The following is a 17,151-nucleotide window of genomic DNA, read 5'->3' on the forward strand; positions in this document are numbered from 1 at the left end:
ACGACTCGACGGGTCGGAAGTGACGACTCAACGACTCAGCCGGTCTCAGAGAAAGTCCTCACGTGGTCCTCAGCGATGTCACAGGGAGGGCTCGCACAGTGGTGACATGACCCAGGTTCCGCCCTCGAGCTTCCCGGCCCCGTCCGCACCGTCCGTCCCCCCGCAGTTCCCGCCGCCCACGAGTGAGTGGACGCCGTCGCCCCACCGGCGACCGAGGCGAGCCGGGTTCGCGGTGGCGGTGCTGACGGGGGCGCTGGTGGTCGGGGGCGGGGCCGGGGTCGGCGGCGCAGCCCTGTACGACGCCGCGTCGGGCGGCGACCGCGCCAGCGCCGGCAGCTCGACCCTCCCCGTCGTCGACAACGGCAACCGCCCCGCCGCCTCGGGGAGCGTGGAGTCCGTCGCGTCCGCCGTGCTGCCGTCCGTGGTCGCCCTCGACGTGCGCGCCGCAGGCGGGGCGGGCAGCGGGTCCGGTGTGATCCTCGACAGCGACGGTCTGATCCTCACCAACGACCACGTGGTGACCCTCGGCGGCGAGATCCAGGCCGACCAGGCGGAGGTGACCGTCTCCTTCAACGACGGCCGCAAGGTACGGGCGAGCGTGGTCGGCACCGACCCGCTCACCGACACCGCGCTGGTGAAGGTCGACGGCGTCGACGACCTCACGCCGGTCACCATCGGCAAGTCGAGCAACCTCGACGTCGGCGAGCAGGTCGTCGCGATCGGCTCCCCGTTCGGGCTCGACGCGACCGTCACCAGCGGCATCGTGAGCGCGCTGGACCGCCCCGTCGAGGTCGCCCGCGACGCACAGGGCAACGCCACGGCGTACCCGGCGATCCAGACCGACGCGGCGATCAACCCGGGCAACAGCGGCGGCCCGCTGGTCAACATGGACGGTCACCTCGTCGGCATCAACGCCTCGATCCGCTCCACCTCGTCGGGCCAGGGGGCCGAGTCGGGCTCGATCGGCCTCGGCTTCGCGATCCCGATCGACGAGGTGCTCCCGATCATCGACCAGCTCCGCGCCGGCGAGACTCCGACGCACGCCCGGCTCGGCATCCAGGTCTCCGACGTGGCCGGTACGGCGGGCTCCAGCGACACCACCCTGTCCGGGGCTCGGATCGCGGAGATCGAGGGTGGGTCGGCCGCCGCGGACGCCGGGCTGAAGCCGGGCGATGTCATCACGGCGATCGACGACCACACGATCGAGGACACCGAGGCGCTCATCGCGACGGTGCGCTCCTACCGGCCCGGCGACACGGTGAAGGTCACCTACACCCGCAACGGCAAGGAGAGCACGACCGAGCTCGAGCTGGGATCCGACGGCTGAGCTCCCCCGGACGCGAGGGCGGCAGGGCTCCCGAATGGCCCTGCCCCCTCGCACCAGCCGACGTCGACGACCCGGCGACGACCCGGCTCACGACCGGGCCCACGCAAGGCCGACGACTCAGGAGCCGCCGCCGCCGGCCTTGCGCCGGTGCATCTTCGGGGCGCCGCCGATGACCTCGGAGCCGTGCGCCTTCTCCTTGACCGGCCCGTCCTCGTGGACGCCCTGCTCCTTGCGGTTCTTGCGCTCCAGGGCCTCGCGCATCTTGGCCTTGAGATCCTCGTTGGCACCGTTGGCGGTCATGGGGTGTCCTTCCTCGCGGCGGGCGTGTCCTCCCACCGTCGCATCCGGGGCGCCGCGAGCCAAGCGATTAAGCCGGCGCGGTGGACGTCGCGACGATCCGCTGCAGGTCGGCCGAGCGCGCGGTGGCCACGAAGCCCATCGCCTCGTTCACGGCGATCATCGGCCGGTTGACCTCGGCGTTCCAGGTCACGACGCGCCGACCCGTGGTGTCGAGGTCGCGCTGCAGGGCACGCAGGTTGGCGACCTTGAGCGCCAGGCCGAGCCGGTGTCCGCGGTGGTCGCGGCGGACCAGGGTGCCCCACTGGTGGACGAAGAGGGGATCGTGGTCGGGAACCATCAGCTGCGTGTAGCCGACGACCTCGCCCGAGGCGGCGAGGGCGACCGCGTGCCACGGGGTGCGCCCCTGGCGCGCCTGCAGGGCCTCGGCGGTGCGGAAGGCGGTGACGTCGGCGGACTCGTCCTCGCGCTGGACCTCGCCGGCGGGCGCCTCGGTCTGCAGGGTGCTGGAGACCGCGAGCCAGCCCGCGACGAGGTCGTCGGGCACCGGGCCCGACCACGCCACGATCCGGTACGACGGGTGGTGCCGCGCCGCGTCCGCGGCCAGCGCGGCGAGCCGGTCGTCGGGAACGGGCAGGGCGAGCTCGCGCTGCACCTCGCCGATCCCGAACCGGTAGCCACGGCGGGCGGCGAACGCGATGCCCGCCGTTCCGGCACCGTCGGTCGGGCCGTCGCCGGGCCACTGCGCGCGGGCGTCCAGCCGGTTCCGCCCGGCGGCCCCGGCGAGCTCCTCGAGCCGGTCGAGGACCTGACCGCCGAGCCCTTGCCTGCGCTCCTGCGGCAGCACGTGCACGTCGAGCTGGGCACCGTCGAGGTTGTCCAGCAGCCGCAGGGCCAGCCAGCCCGCGGACACCGGCCGTCCGTCGAGCAGCCCGAGCAGGAAGGTGTCGCGTCGCAGGCCGTCCGGCTCGCGAACGACGACCGCGAGCTCCTCGGCGGCCCACGGCGTCGCGTGGTCTCCGACCTCGTGGCGCAGCGACGCGGCGACGACGTCGGCCCACGACCTGATCCCGGCGTCGTCGTCCGGCCCGACCGGGACCAGCGCGAGGGTGCTCATCGGGCCCGCACGACCCGTCCCTCGTCCCAGACCGGTCCGTCGGACTCGTAGACCGTCCCGTCGGCGCCGAACACGCAGAAGCGGTCGAAGCCGCGCGCGAACCAGCGGTCGTGCGTGACCGCGACGACGGTGCCGTCGAAGGCGGCGAGTCCCTCTTCGAGGGCCTCGGCGGACTGCACGTCGAGGTTGTCGGTCGGCTCGTCGAGCAGCAGCAGGGTCGCTCCCGACAGCTCGAGCAGCAGGATCTGGAAGCGCGCCTGCTGGCCGCCCGACAGGGAGTCGAAGGCCTGCTCGGAGCTGGCTGCGAGCTCGTACCGGTCGAGCACCCGCGCGGCCTGCTCACGCCCCATCCCCTGCCGCCCGGTCGGCGTGCCGTCGCCGCGGTGCAGGATCTCGAGCAGGGTGCGGCCCGCGAGCTCGGGGTGCTCGTGGGTCTGCACGAACCAGCCGGGACGCACCCGCGCGCCGAGGCGCGCGCGGCCGGTGTGCGCCACGGGCGCGATCTCCACCTCGCCGACGGGGCGGTGCTCGACGTCGGGATCGCTGCCGCCAGCAGCGAGCAGGCGCAGGAAGTGGGACTTCCCGGAGCCGTTCGAGCCGAGCACGGCCAGCCGGTCGCCGTACCAGACCTCGAGGTCGAACGGCCTCATCAGTCCGGTGAGCTCGAGGCCCTCGCACACCACGGCGCGCTTGCCGGTGCGTGCTCCGGACAGGCGCATCGTCACCTGCTGCTCCCGCGGCTGCTCGATGGGCGGCCCCGCCTCCTCGAACTTGCGGAGCCGGGTCTGGGCGGCCTTGTACTGCGAGGCGAGGCCGTCGTTGTACGCCGCCTTCTGCTTGTACATGAGCACCAGCGCCTTGAGCTTGGCGTGCTCCTCGTCCCAGCGGCGGCGCAGCTCGGCGAAGCGCGCGAAGCGGTCCTTGCGCGCCTCGTGGTACGACGCGAACCCGCCCGGGTGCGTCCAGACGGTGTTGCCGCCGCCGCCCGCTCCCAGCTCGACGGTGACGACGTGGGTGGCGGCGTTGGCGAGCAGCTCGCGATCGTGGCTGATGAAGAGGATCGTCTTGTCCGACTCCGCGATGCGCCGCTCGAGCCAGACCTTGCCGGGCACGTCGAGGAAGTTGTCCGGCTCGTCGAGGAGGAGCACCTCCTCCGGTCCGGCGAGGAGGTACTCGAGCACGAGCCTCTTCTGCTCGCCGCCCGAGAGGGTGCGCAGCTCGCGGTACTTGGCCCGGTCGTAGGCGACGCCGAGCGCCTTGACGGTGCACACGTCCCACACCACCTCGACGTCGTAGCCGCCGGCGTCGGCGTACTCGGCCAGGGCGTGGGCGTAGCGGAGCTGCGTCGTCTCGTCGTCGGTGTCCATCAGGGCCAGCTCGCAGCGGTCGACCTCGGCGGCGGCCGCGCGCACCCGCTCCGGGGCGAGGCCGAGCAGCAGGTCGGCGACCGTCGGGGCGGCCGCGCCGGTCGCGATGCCGCGGTCCACCATCTGCCGCATGACGCCGAGCCCGCCGGAGCGGGTGACCGCCCCGGCGTGCGGGGCGAGCTCGCCGGTGATGATCCGGAACAGGGTGGTCTTGCCCGCGCCGTTGGCACCGACCAGCGCCACCTTGGCCCCGTCGCCCACGCGGAACGACACGTCGTCGAGCAGCACCCGCCCATCGGGCAGCTCGAACCGGACGCCGGCGACCTCCACATGACCCACGAGGGTCGATTGTCCGGGTTCGCGCACCCCGAGGCGACGGAATTACTCCCTCCGCTCCAGCATCGGCGTCCGCGACCGGGTGCAGGCCACCGCCAGCAGCGCGGCGAGGAGCGGCACCCCGAGCCCTACGCCTGCGAGGTTCGCCCAGGGCACCGTGAACGACGGTGCGCCGAAGGTCGCCCGCAGGGCGTAGGACACGAAGCACCCCAGCACCACGCCGAGCAGCGCGCCGACCCCCGAGATGACCAGGGCCTGCGCGCCGGCCAGCCGGCGGCGTACCCGCGGCGGGGCACCGACCGCGGACAGGGTCGTCAGCTCGCGACGGCCCTCGGCCGCCGAGAGCGCGACGGCGATGCCGACACCGATCAGGGTGACCAGCGCGGCCAGGCCGCCGACCGCCAGGAGACCCAGCTCGTCGTCGTCCTCGTACGGCTGCTGGACGAACGCGGTGGCCAGACGGTCCGCCCGCACCGCCTCGCGGGCCGCCCGGACCTGGGTGGGTGTCGCATCGGCGCCGTAGCTGACCAGCCGCGTCCCCGAGGGCAGTGGGACGAGCCCGTGGCGCTGCGCCGTCTCCGCGCTCATGAAGACGACCGGCAGGGAGCTGTAGAACGACGTCCGCTCCACCACGCGCGCGGGCAGCGAGATCCTCGGCACGTCGGTCTCGACGTAGCTGCCGTCCGGCCGGATCTCGGCGCGGGCGTCCAGGGAGGCCGAGACGGTGCCGGCGGCGTCGACCAGGGACGGCGACAACGCCAGCGCCTCACCGCGCTCGAGGGCAGCCGACTCGTCGGCGGTCAGCTCCCGGCCGAGGGTGAGCCGCACCAGTGCGGGATCGGCGACCGCGGCGCTTCCTCCGCCGCTGTAGGTGACGCAGCTGGCGGAGCACACGGCGTGGGACTCGAACCAGAGCGACTCGACGGAGCCGGCGTCCGCCGGCTCCTCCTGCGGTGAGGCGGAGGTCGGGTAGCCGAGCTCCGCCGGCCCCAGGACCGTCCCCTCGGGCAGCAGGTCGGCGGCGCGGCGGGCCGCCTCGTCGACGGCCTTCGTCTGGCCGGCGGCTCCGCCCGCCAGCTCACCGCCGTAGCTGGGGTAGACGTGCATCGTGTGCGGCGGGAGCTGGGGGATCCACCGCGCCTCCTCGGCGCGGGCGTTGCCGGCGATGGCGAAGGCGGCGACCACCGAGCCCGCCACCGCGAGCATGATCGCGCTGGCCGCCGGACCGGTGCGGTGGCGGTGACGGTCGGCATCGCGGACCGCGAGCCGGCCGGTGAGCGGAAGGCGCGCGGCGAGCCGACCCAGGCCCCCGATGACGAAGGGCATCGCCAGCACCAGCCCGGCGATCGCGATGACCGCGCCGGCCAGGATCAGCGCGATCGGCGTGGTCGGGCTCGGCGCCATCATCGAGATGCCCGTCTCGCGCGCCGTCGCCAACGTCGCGGCGTACTCCTCGAAGTCCGCGGCCATCTGCCCGCTGCCGACCAGCCCGAGGGTGGCGCCGACGAGGACGCCGACGCCCCCGACCGCACCGGCGCGGCGCGAGCGCTGCCTGCTCACCCGGAACCGGGCGGCGAGGGCGTCGAGCGGCTGCATCCGTGCGGCCCCGATGGCAGGGACGACGGCGGCCAGGACACCGGACAGCACACCCACGACGACGGCGATCAGGATCTCGGGGCCGAAGCGGTAGACCGGCAGCACCGAGCCGTTGAGCCACTCCCACAGCGGCCAGCCCAGCCGGGCCACCAGCAACCCCGCCACCACGCCGCCGGCCGTGCCGACCACGCCGAGGGCGGCGCCCTGGACGAGCAGGACGGCGCGCAGCTGGCGCGGAGAGGCGCCCCCGGCGCTGATCAGGCCCATGTCGCGGACCTGCTTGCGTGCCCCGACGGCGAACGCCGCGCCCGCCAGGAGCACGACCTCGAGCAGCCCGAGCCCGACGATCAGCGCCGTCAGCGCGGCCCCGCGGACCTCGTCGAGGGTGAGCGCGTCCTCCGCGTCGCGGTAGTCGCCGGGGTGCAGATAGGTGGCACGTGGGTAGAGCAGCACACCCTGGTCGGCGAGCCGGTGGGCGAGCGCGTTCGCGTCCGTCCCGGCCGGCAGGTCGACGAGGAGCTCGCGCTGGGCCGCCTCCCACTCGAGCTCGCCGGGCGGGTGCCGGAGCGGCACGATCGTCTGGCCCGGCTGGGCGAAGACGCCACCGCACCGCAGGCACTGCTCGTCCCGCACGACCCCGCTGACGCGCAGCGTGGTCCCGGTCAGCTCGTCGGTGACGGTGTCCCCGGCCCCGGCGTCGAGCCGGTCGGCGGTGTGCTCGCTGAGCGCGACCTCACCGGAGCGGGGATAGCGGCCGGCGCGCAGGTCGAGGCGGTCGGGCTGGAAGCGCGAGGGCATCGGGGCCACGTCGAGCCAGGTCTCGTCGTACTCCTTGCCGTGGCGCAGCAGCAGGCTGCCCCCGTTGCCTTCGTGGCTGCTCTCCTCGAGGAGCGTGCCCGGCGGCAGGAGACCGGCGACGTCGACCGTCGCGGGGTCGCGGCGCTGCTTGCCGGGCGTGTACTCGCCGTACCACTCGGAGTTCACCTCGAACTCGACGAGCTGCTGGCTGGCCGTGACGACCAGCTTCGCGTCGGCCGAGCCGAGGGTGAGATAGGCGTCCCGGGCGGGCGACTCGCTGGAGCGGTGGAGCACGTCCGCGAAGGTCGCGACGGCGACCGGGAGGCCGATGAGGAGCGCGATCAGGACCGACCGGGCAAGGTTGCGGCGCAGGGAGCGCCGAGCCATCCGCTGGGCGGGCCGCCAGACGCTCACGTGAGCGCACCCAGGTCGAGCACGGCGGTGCTGTCGGCGGAGGTCTCGTCCACGATGGCGCCATCGCTGATGAAGACGACGCGGTCGGCCCAGGCCGAGTGCCGCGGCTCGTGGGTGACGAGCAGGCAGGCCGCGCCCGCGTCGCAGCGGGCGCGGAGCAGGCGCATCACGCCCTCCCCCGTCTCGCTGTCGAGAGCACCGGTCGGCTCGTCGGCAAGGACGAGCCGGCGCGGCCCGATCAGGGCGCGGGCGATCGCCACCCGCTGCTGCTGGCCTCCGGACATCTCGTCCGGGAAGCGGTCGGCGACCTCGAGCAGGCCGACCTCCTCGAGCGCGGCCAGCGCCTCCGTGCGCGCCTCCGACGCCGGGACCCGGTCCAGCTCGCGGGGCAGCGCGATGTTCTCGGCGGCCGTCAGCGAGGGCACCAGGTTGAGGTCCTGGAACACGTAGCCGATCGAGCGGCGGCGCAGGCGCGCGACGTCCTTGCGCGCCATGCCGGCCAGGGACTGGCCCTCGACGAGGACGTCACCGCTGGTCGGGACGTCGAGTCCGCCCGCCAGATGCAGCAGGGTGCTCTTCCCGGATCCCGAGGCGCCGCGGACCGCGACCAGCTCACCGGGGGCGACCTCCAGGCTCGCCCCGTGCAGGGCGGTCACGAGGGTCTCGCCGCCGCCGTACACCTTGCCGGCGTTGCGCAGCTCCAGAACGGGGTTCGTGCTCACTGGACGGTCTCCTTCGGGGAGGTCGCGGGATGGGGCGTCGTGCGGAGCCGGGCCTCGCACCGGTCGAGCCAGCTCACCTCGGCCTCGGCCAGGAAGACCATCGAGTCGACGACCATGGCGCGGGCCAGGTCGTCGTCGGGGATGCCGGCCTTGAGCCGGGTCAGCGACTGCAGGGAGCTCATCGCCTGCCGGCGCTGGGTCTGCACGACCTGGCGCACGTCGACGCCGGGCGTGCCGACGGCCATCGCGAGCTTGATCGCCAGCTCGTCGCGCGGCCGGGACTCCTGGGCGATCGGCGTCCCGAACCAGTCGGCCAGCTCCTGGCGCCCGGTGGGGGTGATCGCATAGACGACCCGTCCGTCGTCGTCCGGCTCGCCGTCGGCCTCGACCTGGCCACCCTTCTCGAGCCGCTGGAGGGTGGAGTAGACCTGGCCGATGTTGAGGGGCCAGGCCGCGCCCGTGGCGGCCTCGAACTCGGCCTTGAGCTGGTAGCCGTACTTCGGCCCCGGCGCGAGGAGCGCCAGGAGTCCGTGTTTGATCGACATAGATACGGAGTATGCATACTGCGTATCCCTATGTCCAGTACGACGCGGCGTGGCGGCCGCAGCGAGCCTCAGTCCGCGACGAAGCGGGCGTCGACGTCGACCGCGATCTCGATGTCCTCCGGGGACAGCTCCAGCTCGGCGCCGCCGCCGGTCTCCTTGGCGGCCATCCGGAGGTACGCGGCGCCGCCGGTGCTCACCGGGGCGATCCCCTGGCTCAGCATGCCGGCGTCCGCGACCGCGACCGGGCGGACCGGGCCGAGCCCGAGCGCGTCGGCGTACTCCTGCGCGCGGCGGGCGGCGGCCTGCACTGCGCGGGTGCGCACGGCCTGCTCGAGCTCCCGGCGATGGGTCTCGGTGAGGGCCCACGTCACCCCGTCGAGGCGGAAGCCCGCGGTGCCCGCCACGTGGCCGCTCACCCAGGTGGCGAGGGCGGCGAAGTCGCGGAACTTCACCTGCACGCCCACGCTGGCGTGGTGGACGAGCGGCAGCTGCTTGCCGTCCTGGTTCCACGGCCGCTGCGCCCAGGTGCGCACGTGCTGCGTCGCCCACCAGGTGACCGGCCCGCGCTCGGGGTCGTGCAGGGGGTGGATCGACGACGTCACGGCGTCCAGGTCGTTCACCACGCGGTCGTAGACGGGCTGCATCGCCGGGCCCTCGAAGGCCAGCGTCACCTGGACCGTGCCGCGCTCCGGTCGCTGGAAGGCGGCGTGCGACCCGCGCACGGTGAACTCGGTCGGCATGCGCCCACTCTAGGCATCCGCGTGTCGGGCGCGACGGGTCTCGAGGACCCGGAAGCCCTTCGCGCTGGCGACCCGCTCGGTCGGGAAGCCCTGATCGCCCAGCCAGCGCTGGAGGGAGTCGGCTCCGAGGTTCTTGCCGACCACCATGACCGCGCGGCCATCCGGCGCCAGCCGCGGCAGCCAGGTGAGCAGCAGCTCGTGCAGCGCCGCCTTGCCGATCCGGATCGGCGGGTTGGACCAGATCTCGTCGTACGTCGCGGCCGGGTCCGCCTGCTCGGGCGTGATCGCGACGAAGCGGTCGTCGACACCGAGGCTCGCGGCGTTCTCGTTGGCGAGGAGCACGGCGCGCTGGTTGACGTCGACCGCCGTGACCGTGGCGGTCGGGGCGGCGAGAGCGCACGCCAGCCCGATGACGCCGTACCCGCAGCCGAGGTCGAGGATGCGACCGCCGGTCGGCGGCTCGGTCTCGCGGAAGAGCACGGACGTGCCGATGTCGAGCCGGCCCTGGGCGAAGACGCCGGACCCGCTGACCAGCGTGAGGTCGAGGCCCCACACCTCCGCGTGGACGCTCGCCCGCTGGAAGGCGACGGAGGGATCGGCCGAGAAGTAGTGCTCGTCGGTCATCCCTGGCCCTCCTCCCCGAGGGTACGGCGGGCCGCGGTCTGCGCGACGCGCGCGGCGAGCGCGGCGTCGTCGGGGTAGCGGACCTCCTCCAGCGTCAGCCCGTGTGCAGGTACGACGACCACGCCCTGGTCGCGCCGCCGGCCGGTGAGGATCTCCACCGCCCAGTCGGGGTCCTTGCGTCCCTCGCCGATGGGGAGCATGCAGCCCACCAGGGCCCGCACCATCGAGTGGCAGAACGCATCGGCCCGGACCCGCCCGACGACGAGTCCGTCCGGGGTCCGGGTCCAGCCGAACTCCAACAGGGTGCGGATCGTCGTGGCGCCCTCGCGGTGCTTGCAGAAGGCGGCGAAGTCGTGGAGGCCGACGAGCGTCTGCGCGGCGCGGTCCATCGCGACGACGTCGAGCGCGCGCGGCCAGAAGAGCACGTGGTTGCGGGCGAGCGGGTCGACCCGCTCCGGGTCGTCGACGATCCGGTAGGCGTAGCGGCGCCACAGGGCGGCGAAGCGCGCGTCGAAGCCCTCGGGCGCGGGCGTCACGCGCAGGACCCGCGCGTCGAGGTCCAGGACGCCGTTGAGGCGGCGCGCCAGGACGTCGAGCCGCGCCAGCTGGCGGGCGGCGGTCTCCGACCCGGTCTCGGGGTCGTCGGGGACGTCGACGTGGGCGACCTGGCCGCGGGCGTGCACGCCGGAGTCGGTGCGCCCGGCACAGGTGACCCGCAGCGAGCCCTCCGGGAGCCGCAGGACGGTGGTCAGTGCGGCGGTCAGCTCGCCCTGGACGGTGCGCAGTCCCGGCTGAGATGCCCAGCCGCGGAAGTCGCCGCCGTCGTAGGCGAGGTCGATCCGCAGCCGCACCCGCTCAGCCTATTGCGTCCCTGCGGCCAGGTCCGCCCGGGTGGCCCCGCCGTCAGGTCGTCATCCTGCCCTAGGCTCGCCGGCGTGGCCCTCGAGACGTCGCTGGACAAGCCGGCTCCGGTCCGCGCGATCGCCAACGCGCTCGCGGGCTGGATCGACCGGCTCGGCGCGGTGTGGGTCGAGGGCCAGGTGACCCAGGTCAGCCGCCGCCCCGGGCTGGCCACCGTGTTCCTGACCCTGCGCGACTCGGTCGCCGACATCTCGGTGCCGGTCACCTGCTCGCGGGTGCTCTTCGACGGCCTGCCGACGCCGGTGACCGAGGGCGCGAGCATCGTGATCCACGCCCGGCCGTCGTACTACGCCAACCGCGGCAGCCTCTCGCTCAACGCCCGCGAGATCCGGATGGTCGGTCTCGGCGAGCTGCTCGCCCGCCTCGAGCGACGCCGCCAGCTGCTCGCGGCCGAGGGGCTCTTCAGCCAGGAGCGCAAGCGGCGCCTGCCCGTAGTACCGCGCCGGGTCGGGCTGGTCACCGCGCCGAAGTCCGCCGCCGAGCGCGATGTCGTCGAGAACACGACGCGCCGCTGGCCCGCCGTCGCGTTCACGACGGCCTACGCCTCCATGCAGGGCCAGCGCTCCGCGGCCGAGGTCATCGAGGCAGTCCGGCGGCTCGACGCCGACCCCGACGTGGACGTGATCGTGGTCGCGCGCGGCGGTGGCTCGGTCGAGGACCTGCTGCCCTTCTCCGACGAGGGCCTGATCCGCGTCGTGTCCGCGGCGCGCACCCCCGTGGTCTCCGCGATCGGGCACGAGCCGGACTCCCCCCTGCTCGACCTCGTCGCCGACGTCCGCGCGTCCACGCCCACCGACGCCGCCAAGCTGATCGTGCCCGACATGGCGCAGGAGCGGCTGATGGTGGACCGCGCCCGCCACGCGCTGCGCCGCGCAGTCCGCCATCGCGTCGACCGCGAGCAGGCCCAGCTCGACGCCCTGCGCTCGCGGCCGGCCCTGGCCCATCCCGGCAGCCTGCTCGACGCCCGGGCGGAGGAGCTCGACGACTGGCGGGCTCGGATCCGCCGCCAGCTCGAGTGGCAGCTCGACCGTGCCGCCGACGACCTCGACCACCGCCGCGCCCGCGTCCGCGCCCTGTCCCCGCTGGCGACCCTGCGCCGCGGCTACGCCGTACTGCAGGATGCGGACGGGCACGTCGTCACGTCGGTCCACGAGGTCGCGACCGGGGACGCGCTGTCCGTGCGCGTCGCCGACGGCCGCGTGCACCTCACCGCCACCACCACCGAACCGATCGCCGAGGAGACCCATGACTGACGACACGACCCCGGGCCCGAGCGAGGAGCTGTCCTACGAGGACGCGCGCGCCGAGCTGGTCGAGGTGGTCCGTCAGCTCGAGGCCGGCGGCACCACGCTCGAGGAGTCCCTCGCCCTGTGGGAGCGGGGCGAGGCGCTGGCCACGACCTGCCAGGGCTGGCTCGACGGCGCCCGTGCACGCCTCGAGAGCGTGCTGGAGGGCGAGGGCCCCGAGGAGGACGACGCCGAGGTGTGAGAAGTGGGGGCGCGAGGTGTGAGAAGTGGGGGCGCGCGGTGTGAGAAGTGGGGGCGCGAAACTCCCAGAACTCACACCTCGGGGCCCCAGAACTCACACCTCGCGCCTCAGCGCAGCGGCGTGGTGACCAGGGCGTCGACGACGGTCTGCAGGTCCTCGGCCGGGGCGGAGCCGAAGACGAGGACGGTCTCGTCGCCGACCTCCGCCGCGTAGGCGGTGTCGCCGCCCCCGTCCACGTAGCCCTTCCACTCGCGCGCCACCGCGGCCGGTACGTCGGCGGGGACGGTGTGGCCGCGCGCGGGCTCGGTCTCCTCGTCGACCCACTGCGCCAGCATCGTGCCGACGGAGGCATCCTCCTGGCGGACGGCGACGAACCGGCCGTCGTCCGTCAGCATCCGCACCATGAACACGGGGTCGTCGCCGGGCGTGACGTCGACGCCGGTCGCGATCCAGCCCTTCGGGAGCGCCGCGGGATAGGTCGGCGTGAGCCCGGCCAGCTGCGCGGACTCGACGGTCTCCAGGTAGTCGACCGCCTCGGGCTTGACCTCGAAGTCCGGCCGGAAGGCGCCCATGAAGTAGAGGAGCCCACCGATCGCGACCACGGTGACGAGCAGCGAGGTCACCAGGCCCACCGCCGAGCGCTGGTAGCGGCCGGGGCGGCCGGACGGCTGTTCTGGCTGCGTGCTCATGTCGCTCCCAGTGTCCCAGCCGACCGAGGCTGAGTGGCACGCGGGCCCGATCGAGCCGCATCTGCGCCGTCATTGTTGTGAATCGCACGCAGATGCGACAACATCCTCGCATGGCGGACTATCGCGTGGCCGAAGCGGCCGAGCTGCTCGGCGTCTCGACGGACACCGTCCGCCGATGGATCGAGGCGGGCCGGCTGCCGAGCAGCACCGCGGACGGGCGCACCGTCGTGCCCGGTGCCGACCTCGCCGCCCTCGCCTCCTCGCTCGTCGACGACGCCGACCGGGCCCGGACCCGGGCCGGGGAGGTCAGCGCGCGCAACCGGATGACCGGGATCGTCACGCGGGTCCTGGCCGACACCGTGATGGCCCAGGTCGAGATGGTCTGCGGCCCCTACCGCGTGGTGTCGCTGATGAGCGCGGAGGCCGCCGCGGAGCTCGGCATGGAGCCCGGCGTACGGGCGATCGCCTCGGTCAAGTCCACCAGCGTCGTCGTCGAGCGCCCGGTCGCGAGGAGGTCGTGACGAGGCGGCTCGCCCTGACGGGGGCCGTCCTGCTGGCGGCCCTGCCCCTCTCCGCGTGCGGCGGCGACGCGGGCGCCGGCGGCTCCGGCGGGCCACGAACCCTCACCGTGTTCGCCGCGGCCTCGCTCACCCCGACCTTCGAGCGGCTCGAGCGGGACTTCGAGGACGCCCATCCCGAGGTCGACGTGCAGCTCTCCTTCGGCGGCTCCTCGGACCTGGTCGCGCAGATCGCCGAGGGAGCCGAGGCCGACGTCCTCGCCTCGGCCGACACCGCGACCATGGACACCCTCGTCGCTGCGGGCCTGGCCGCCGGCGACCCGGTCGAGTTCGCCACCAACACCCTGATGATCGCCGTCCCCCCGGGCAACCCGGCCGGGATCGACGGGCTCGCCGACCTGGCCCGGGACGACGTCGACCTGGTCCTGTGCCAGCCCGAGGTGCCCTGCGGCCGGGCCGCGCGGACGGTCGGCGCCGCCGCCGGCGTCGCGCTCAGCCCGGTCAGCGAGGAGGAGTCCGTCTCCGGGGTGCTGACGAAGGTCACCTCGGGCGAGGCCGACGCCGGCCTGGTGTACGTCACCGATGTCGAGGCCGCCCGGGACGCGGTCGAGGGCATCGCCTTCCCCGAGGCCACCGACGCGGTCAACCACTACCCGATCGTCGCGGTGGACGGCTCCGGCGCAGGCGACCTGGCGCAGGCGTGGATCGACCTCGTCCTCGGCGAGGGCCAGGCGACCCTGCGGGAGGCCGGCTTCGGGGCGCCCGCCCCGTGAGCCGGATCCGCCCTGTCGGACTGCCGCGGTGGCTGCTCGTCCCCGCGCTGCTGGCCGGCGCCCTCGTGGTCCTCCCGGTCGCCGCGATGACGACCCGCATCGCGTGGGCCGACTTCCCCGCCCTCGTCACGTCGGAGGCGGCCCGCTCCGCCCTCGCCCTCAGCCTGAGGACGTCCGCCGCCAGCACCGCGCTCTGCCTGGTCCTCGGCGTCCCGCTGGCGACGGTGCTGGCCCGCAGCGAGGCCCGCTGGGTCGGCGTGCTGCGCTCCCTCGTGCTGCTCCCGCTCGTCCTGCCGCCGGTCGTCGGCGGGATCGCGCTGCTCGCGGCCTTCGGCCGCCAGGGCCTGCTGGGCGAGCACCTCGACGCCCTCGGTCTGCGGATCGCGTTCACCTCGGTCGCGGTCGTGCTGGCGCAGACCTTCGTCTCCCTGCCGTTCCTCGTCGTCAGCGTCGAGGGGGCGCTGCGCACCGCCGGAGAGCGGTACGACGTGGTCGCGGCCTCGCTCGGCGCCCGCCCGACCACGGTGCTGCGCCGGGTCACCCTTCCGCTGGTGCTGCCCGGGCTCGCCTCGGGCGCGGTGCTGGCCTTCGCGCGCTCGCTCGGGGAGTTCGGCGCGACCATCACCTTCGCCGGAAGCCTGGAGGGCACGACGCGGACCCTCCCCCTGCTGATCTACAACCTGCGCGTCACCGACGCCGAGGCCGCGGTCGCACTGTCCCTGGTGCTCGTCGTCGTGGCGGTCCTCGTCATCGGTCTCGTCCGGCCGAGGAGTGCCGCGTGAGCGTGCGGGTCGAGGTCGTGTTCCGCGACCGCGGCGTGGATGTCGCCTTCGAGGTCGCCGACGGCGAGACCGTCGCGCTGCTGGGGCCCAACGGCGCCGGCAAGTCCACGACGCTCGCGGCCCTGGGTGGCCTGCTCCGCCCGGACGCCGGCCGCATCGTCCTCGACGGCGAGGAGCTGACCGGCCCCGGCCGCTGGGTCGCGCCGCACGCGCGTCGGACCGCCCTCCTGGCGCAGGACGCCCTGCTCTTCCCGCACCTGTCGGTCCTGGAGAACGTCGCCTTCGGGCCTCGCAGCGCGGGCATCGGGCGCCGCCCGGCCCACGCGGCCGCGCGTCGCTGGCTGGCGGAGGTGGGGGCCGCGGAGCTCGCCGGACGGCGCCCTGCCGAGCTCTCCGGTGGTCAGGCCCAGCGGGTCGCGGTGGCCCGCGCCCTGGCCGCCGAGCCCCGCCTGCTTCTCCTCGACGAGCCGATGGCCGCCCTCGACGTGGCCGTGGCTCCGACGCTGCGCACCCTGCTGCGCCGGGTCCTCGCCGAGCGCACCACGGTCGTCGTCACCCACCACGTCCTCGACGCCCTGCTGCTGGCCGACCGCGTCGTCGTCCTCGAGGACGGGACGGTGGTGGAGGACGGGCCCACCGGCGAGGTGCTGTCGCGCCCGCGCAGCGCCTTCGCCGCACGGTTCGCCGGCCTCAACCTGGTCGAGGGGCGCGCCACCGCCGACGGCGTACGACGCCCGGACGGGCTGGTCCTGCACGGGACCTCCGCGGATCCGCGGCCCGCCGAGGGCACGGCCGCGGTGGCGGTCTTCCGTCCCTCCGCGGTGGCCGTGCACCGCGAGCCGCCCGGCGGCAGCCCGCGCAACGCGCTCGCCGTGACCGTCTCCGAGCTCGAGCCGCTCGGCGACCTCGTCCGGGTGCGGGCCGACCGGCTCGCCGCCGACGTCACGGTGACCGCGGTGGCGGAGCTCGGCCTGGCACCGGGCGCCGAGGTGACCTTCGTGGTCAAGGCGAGCGAGGTCGATGTCTACGCCAGGTAGACAGTCCGGCGCGGGGCTCGGGGAACGATAGGGTTCGACCTATGAACGACGCCCTCATCGTGGAGCCGCCCGCCCCCGACCGCAACCTCGCCCTCGAGCTGGTGCGCGTCACCGAGGCGGCCGCGATGGCGGCCGGCCGCTGGGTGGGCCGCGGCGACAAGAACGGCGCCGACGGCGTGGCCGTCCAGGCGATGCGCGTGATGATCTCCAGCGTCAGCATGAACGGCACGGTGGTGATCGGCGAGGGCGAGAAGGACAACGCCCCGATGCTCTACAACGGCGAGCAGGTCGGCGACGGCACCGGCCCGGAGTGCGACGTCGCGGTCGACCCGATCGACGGCACCACGCTGACCGCCAAGGGCATGGCCAACGCCGTCGCCGTGCTGGCCGTGGCTCCGCGCGGCACGATGTACGACCCGTCGGCGGTCTTCTACATGGAGAAGCTCGTCACCGGGCCCGAGGCGGCCGAGGTCGTCGACATCCGCTATCCCGTCGCCGAGAACATCCACCAGGTCGCCAAGGCCAAGGGGTCCAACCCCTCCGACGTCACCGTGGTCCTGCTCGACCGGCCGCGCCACGCCCAGCTGGTCGAGGAGATCCGCGCGACCGGCGCGCGGATCAAGTTCATCACCGACGGCGACGTCGCCGGCGCGATCATGGCCGCCCGCCCGGACACCGGCATCGACCTGCTGCTGGGCATCGGCGGCACGCCCGAGGGCATCATCGCCGCCTGCGCGATGAAGGCCATGGGCGGCACGATCCAGGGACGCCTCTGGCCGACCGACGACGAGGAGCGCCAGCGTGCGGTCGACGCGGGCCACAACCTCGACCCGGACCACGTCCTGACCACCGACACCCTGGTCACCGGCGACGACTGCTTCTTCGTCGCGACCGGCATCACCGACGGCGAGCTGGTCCGCGGCGTGCGCTACCGGGGCGGAGGCGCCGTCACCCAGTCCCTGGTCATGCGCTCGCGCAGCGGCACGATCCGCACCATCACCTCCGAGCATCAGCTCTCGAAGCTGCGCGGCTTCTCCGCCATCGACTTCGACTGATCCCA

The 17,151-nt window shown here is 74.2% G+C and carries 18 protein-coding genes; 8 read left to right on the forward strand and 10 right to left on the reverse strand.

Annotated features, from left to right (window positions below; genetic code table 11):
- The first annotated feature begins 106 nt into the window (after window positions 1-106).
- Window positions 107-1,327 carry a S1C family serine protease gene (locus tag ACJ5H2_RS17390; RefSeq protein ID WP_408896693.1) on the forward strand — a complete coding sequence of 407 codons (1,221 nt, stop codon included), beginning with the start codon at window positions 107-109 and terminating at the stop codon, window positions 1,325-1,327.
- 117 nt (window positions 1,328-1,444) lie between these two features.
- Here ACJ5H2_RS17390 and ACJ5H2_RS17395 read toward each other — a convergent pair whose 3' ends face one another.
- The 9 genes from ACJ5H2_RS17395 to truA all read right to left on the reverse strand — a co-directional run bounded on the left by ACJ5H2_RS17395 (window position 1,445) and on the right by truA (window position 10,734).
- Window positions 1,445-1,627 (reverse strand): DUF5302 domain-containing protein, encoded by a 183-nt coding sequence (locus ACJ5H2_RS17395; RefSeq protein ID WP_408896694.1) that lies wholly within the window; start codon window positions 1,625-1,627, stop codon window positions 1,445-1,447.
- 67 nt (window positions 1,628-1,694) lie between these two features.
- Window positions 1,695-2,741 carry a GNAT family N-acetyltransferase gene (locus ACJ5H2_RS17400; RefSeq protein WP_408896695.1) on the reverse strand — a complete coding sequence of 349 codons (1,047 nt, stop codon included), beginning with the start codon at window positions 2,739-2,741 and terminating at the stop codon, window positions 1,695-1,697.
- Window positions 2,738-4,447, reverse strand: a complete 1,710-nt coding sequence (locus ACJ5H2_RS17405; RefSeq protein ID WP_408896696.1) for an ABC-F family ATP-binding cassette domain-containing protein — start codon at window positions 4,445-4,447, stop codon at window positions 2,738-2,740. The genes ACJ5H2_RS17400 and ACJ5H2_RS17405 overlap by 4 nt, the downstream gene beginning before the upstream one ends.
- Window positions 4,448-4,489: 42 nt before the next feature.
- Entirely contained in the window at window positions 4,490-7,252 is a 2,763-nt protein-coding gene (locus tag ACJ5H2_RS17410; protein ID WP_408896697.1) for an FtsX-like permease family protein, read from the reverse strand.
- Window positions 7,249-7,974, reverse strand: a complete 726-nt coding sequence (locus ACJ5H2_RS17415; protein WP_408896698.1) for an ABC transporter ATP-binding protein — start codon at window positions 7,972-7,974, stop codon at window positions 7,249-7,251. Before ACJ5H2_RS17415 ends, ACJ5H2_RS17410 begins: the two co-directional genes overlap by 4 nt.
- Window positions 7,971-8,519 carry a PadR family transcriptional regulator gene (locus ACJ5H2_RS17420; RefSeq protein WP_408896699.1) on the reverse strand — a complete coding sequence of 183 codons (549 nt, stop codon included), beginning with the start codon at window positions 8,517-8,519 and terminating at the stop codon, window positions 7,971-7,973. Before ACJ5H2_RS17420 ends, ACJ5H2_RS17415 begins: the two co-directional genes overlap by 4 nt.
- A gap of 68 nt (window positions 8,520-8,587) precedes the next feature.
- A complete protein-coding gene (locus ACJ5H2_RS17425) occupies window positions 8,588-9,259 on the reverse strand; it encodes an SIMPL domain-containing protein (protein ID WP_408896700.1) in 672 nt (223 codons plus the stop codon).
- Between the two features lie 9 nt (window positions 9,260-9,268).
- Window positions 9,269-9,883 (reverse strand): class I SAM-dependent methyltransferase, encoded by a 615-nt coding sequence (locus ACJ5H2_RS17430; RefSeq protein WP_408896701.1) that lies wholly within the window; start codon window positions 9,881-9,883, stop codon window positions 9,269-9,271.
- Window positions 9,880-10,734, reverse strand: coding sequence for a tRNA pseudouridine(38-40) synthase TruA (truA, locus tag ACJ5H2_RS17435; protein ID WP_408896702.1), 855 nt, complete (start codon window positions 10,732-10,734; stop codon window positions 9,880-9,882). Before truA ends, ACJ5H2_RS17430 begins: the two co-directional genes overlap by 4 nt.
- Window positions 10,735-10,818: 84 nt before the next feature.
- Between truA and xseA the strand changes: the two genes are divergently transcribed.
- Together xseA and ACJ5H2_RS17445 are read left to right on the forward strand one after the other, a co-directional pair.
- The gene (gene xseA, locus ACJ5H2_RS17440; protein WP_408896703.1) at window positions 10,819-12,057 is read left to right on the forward strand and encodes an exodeoxyribonuclease VII large subunit; all 1,239 of its coding nucleotides are present in this window, start codon (window positions 10,819-10,821) and stop codon (window positions 12,055-12,057) included.
- The gene (locus ACJ5H2_RS17445) at window positions 12,050-12,292 is read left to right on the forward strand and encodes an exodeoxyribonuclease VII small subunit (RefSeq protein WP_408896704.1); all 243 of its coding nucleotides are present in this window, start codon (window positions 12,050-12,052) and stop codon (window positions 12,290-12,292) included. The genes xseA and ACJ5H2_RS17445 overlap by 8 nt, the downstream gene beginning before the upstream one ends.
- Window positions 12,293-12,399: 107 nt before the next feature.
- Here ACJ5H2_RS17445 and ACJ5H2_RS17450 read toward each other — a convergent pair whose 3' ends face one another.
- Window positions 12,400-12,981: a DUF4245 family protein gene (locus tag ACJ5H2_RS17450; protein ID WP_408896705.1), complete on the reverse strand. Its 582-nt coding sequence runs from the start codon at window positions 12,979-12,981 to the stop codon at window positions 12,400-12,402.
- 110 nt (window positions 12,982-13,091) lie between these two features.
- Here ACJ5H2_RS17450 and ACJ5H2_RS17455 point away from each other — a divergent pair, with 110 nt between their 5' ends.
- From ACJ5H2_RS17455 to glpX, 5 genes are read left to right on the forward strand one after another with little or no spacing between them, the layout of a single operon-like run.
- Window positions 13,092-13,502 carry a molybdopterin-binding protein gene (locus ACJ5H2_RS17455; RefSeq protein WP_408896706.1) on the forward strand — a complete coding sequence of 137 codons (411 nt, stop codon included), beginning with the start codon at window positions 13,092-13,094 and terminating at the stop codon, window positions 13,500-13,502.
- Window positions 13,499-14,272, forward strand: coding sequence for a molybdate ABC transporter substrate-binding protein (modA, locus tag ACJ5H2_RS17460; protein WP_408896707.1), 774 nt, complete (start codon window positions 13,499-13,501; stop codon window positions 14,270-14,272). Before ACJ5H2_RS17455 ends, modA begins: the two co-directional genes overlap by 4 nt.
- Entirely contained in the window at window positions 14,269-15,054 is a 786-nt protein-coding gene (locus ACJ5H2_RS17465) for an ABC transporter permease (RefSeq protein WP_408896708.1), read from the forward strand. The genes modA and ACJ5H2_RS17465 overlap by 4 nt, the downstream gene beginning before the upstream one ends.
- The gene (locus ACJ5H2_RS17470; RefSeq protein ID WP_408896709.1) at window positions 15,051-16,091 is read left to right on the forward strand and encodes a sulfate/molybdate ABC transporter ATP-binding protein; all 1,041 of its coding nucleotides are present in this window, start codon (window positions 15,051-15,053) and stop codon (window positions 16,089-16,091) included. The genes ACJ5H2_RS17465 and ACJ5H2_RS17470 overlap by 4 nt, the downstream gene beginning before the upstream one ends.
- A gap of 41 nt (window positions 16,092-16,132) precedes the next feature.
- A complete protein-coding gene (glpX, locus tag ACJ5H2_RS17475; RefSeq protein WP_408896710.1) occupies window positions 16,133-17,146 on the forward strand; it encodes a class II fructose-bisphosphatase in 1,014 nt (337 codons plus the stop codon).
- Window positions 17,147-17,151 lie beyond the last annotated feature (5 nt).

The sequence above is a fragment of the Nocardioides pymetrozini genome (genome assembly GCF_046058985.1).
Classification (GTDB): domain Bacteria; phylum Actinomycetota; class Actinomycetes; order Propionibacteriales; family Nocardioidaceae; genus Nocardioides.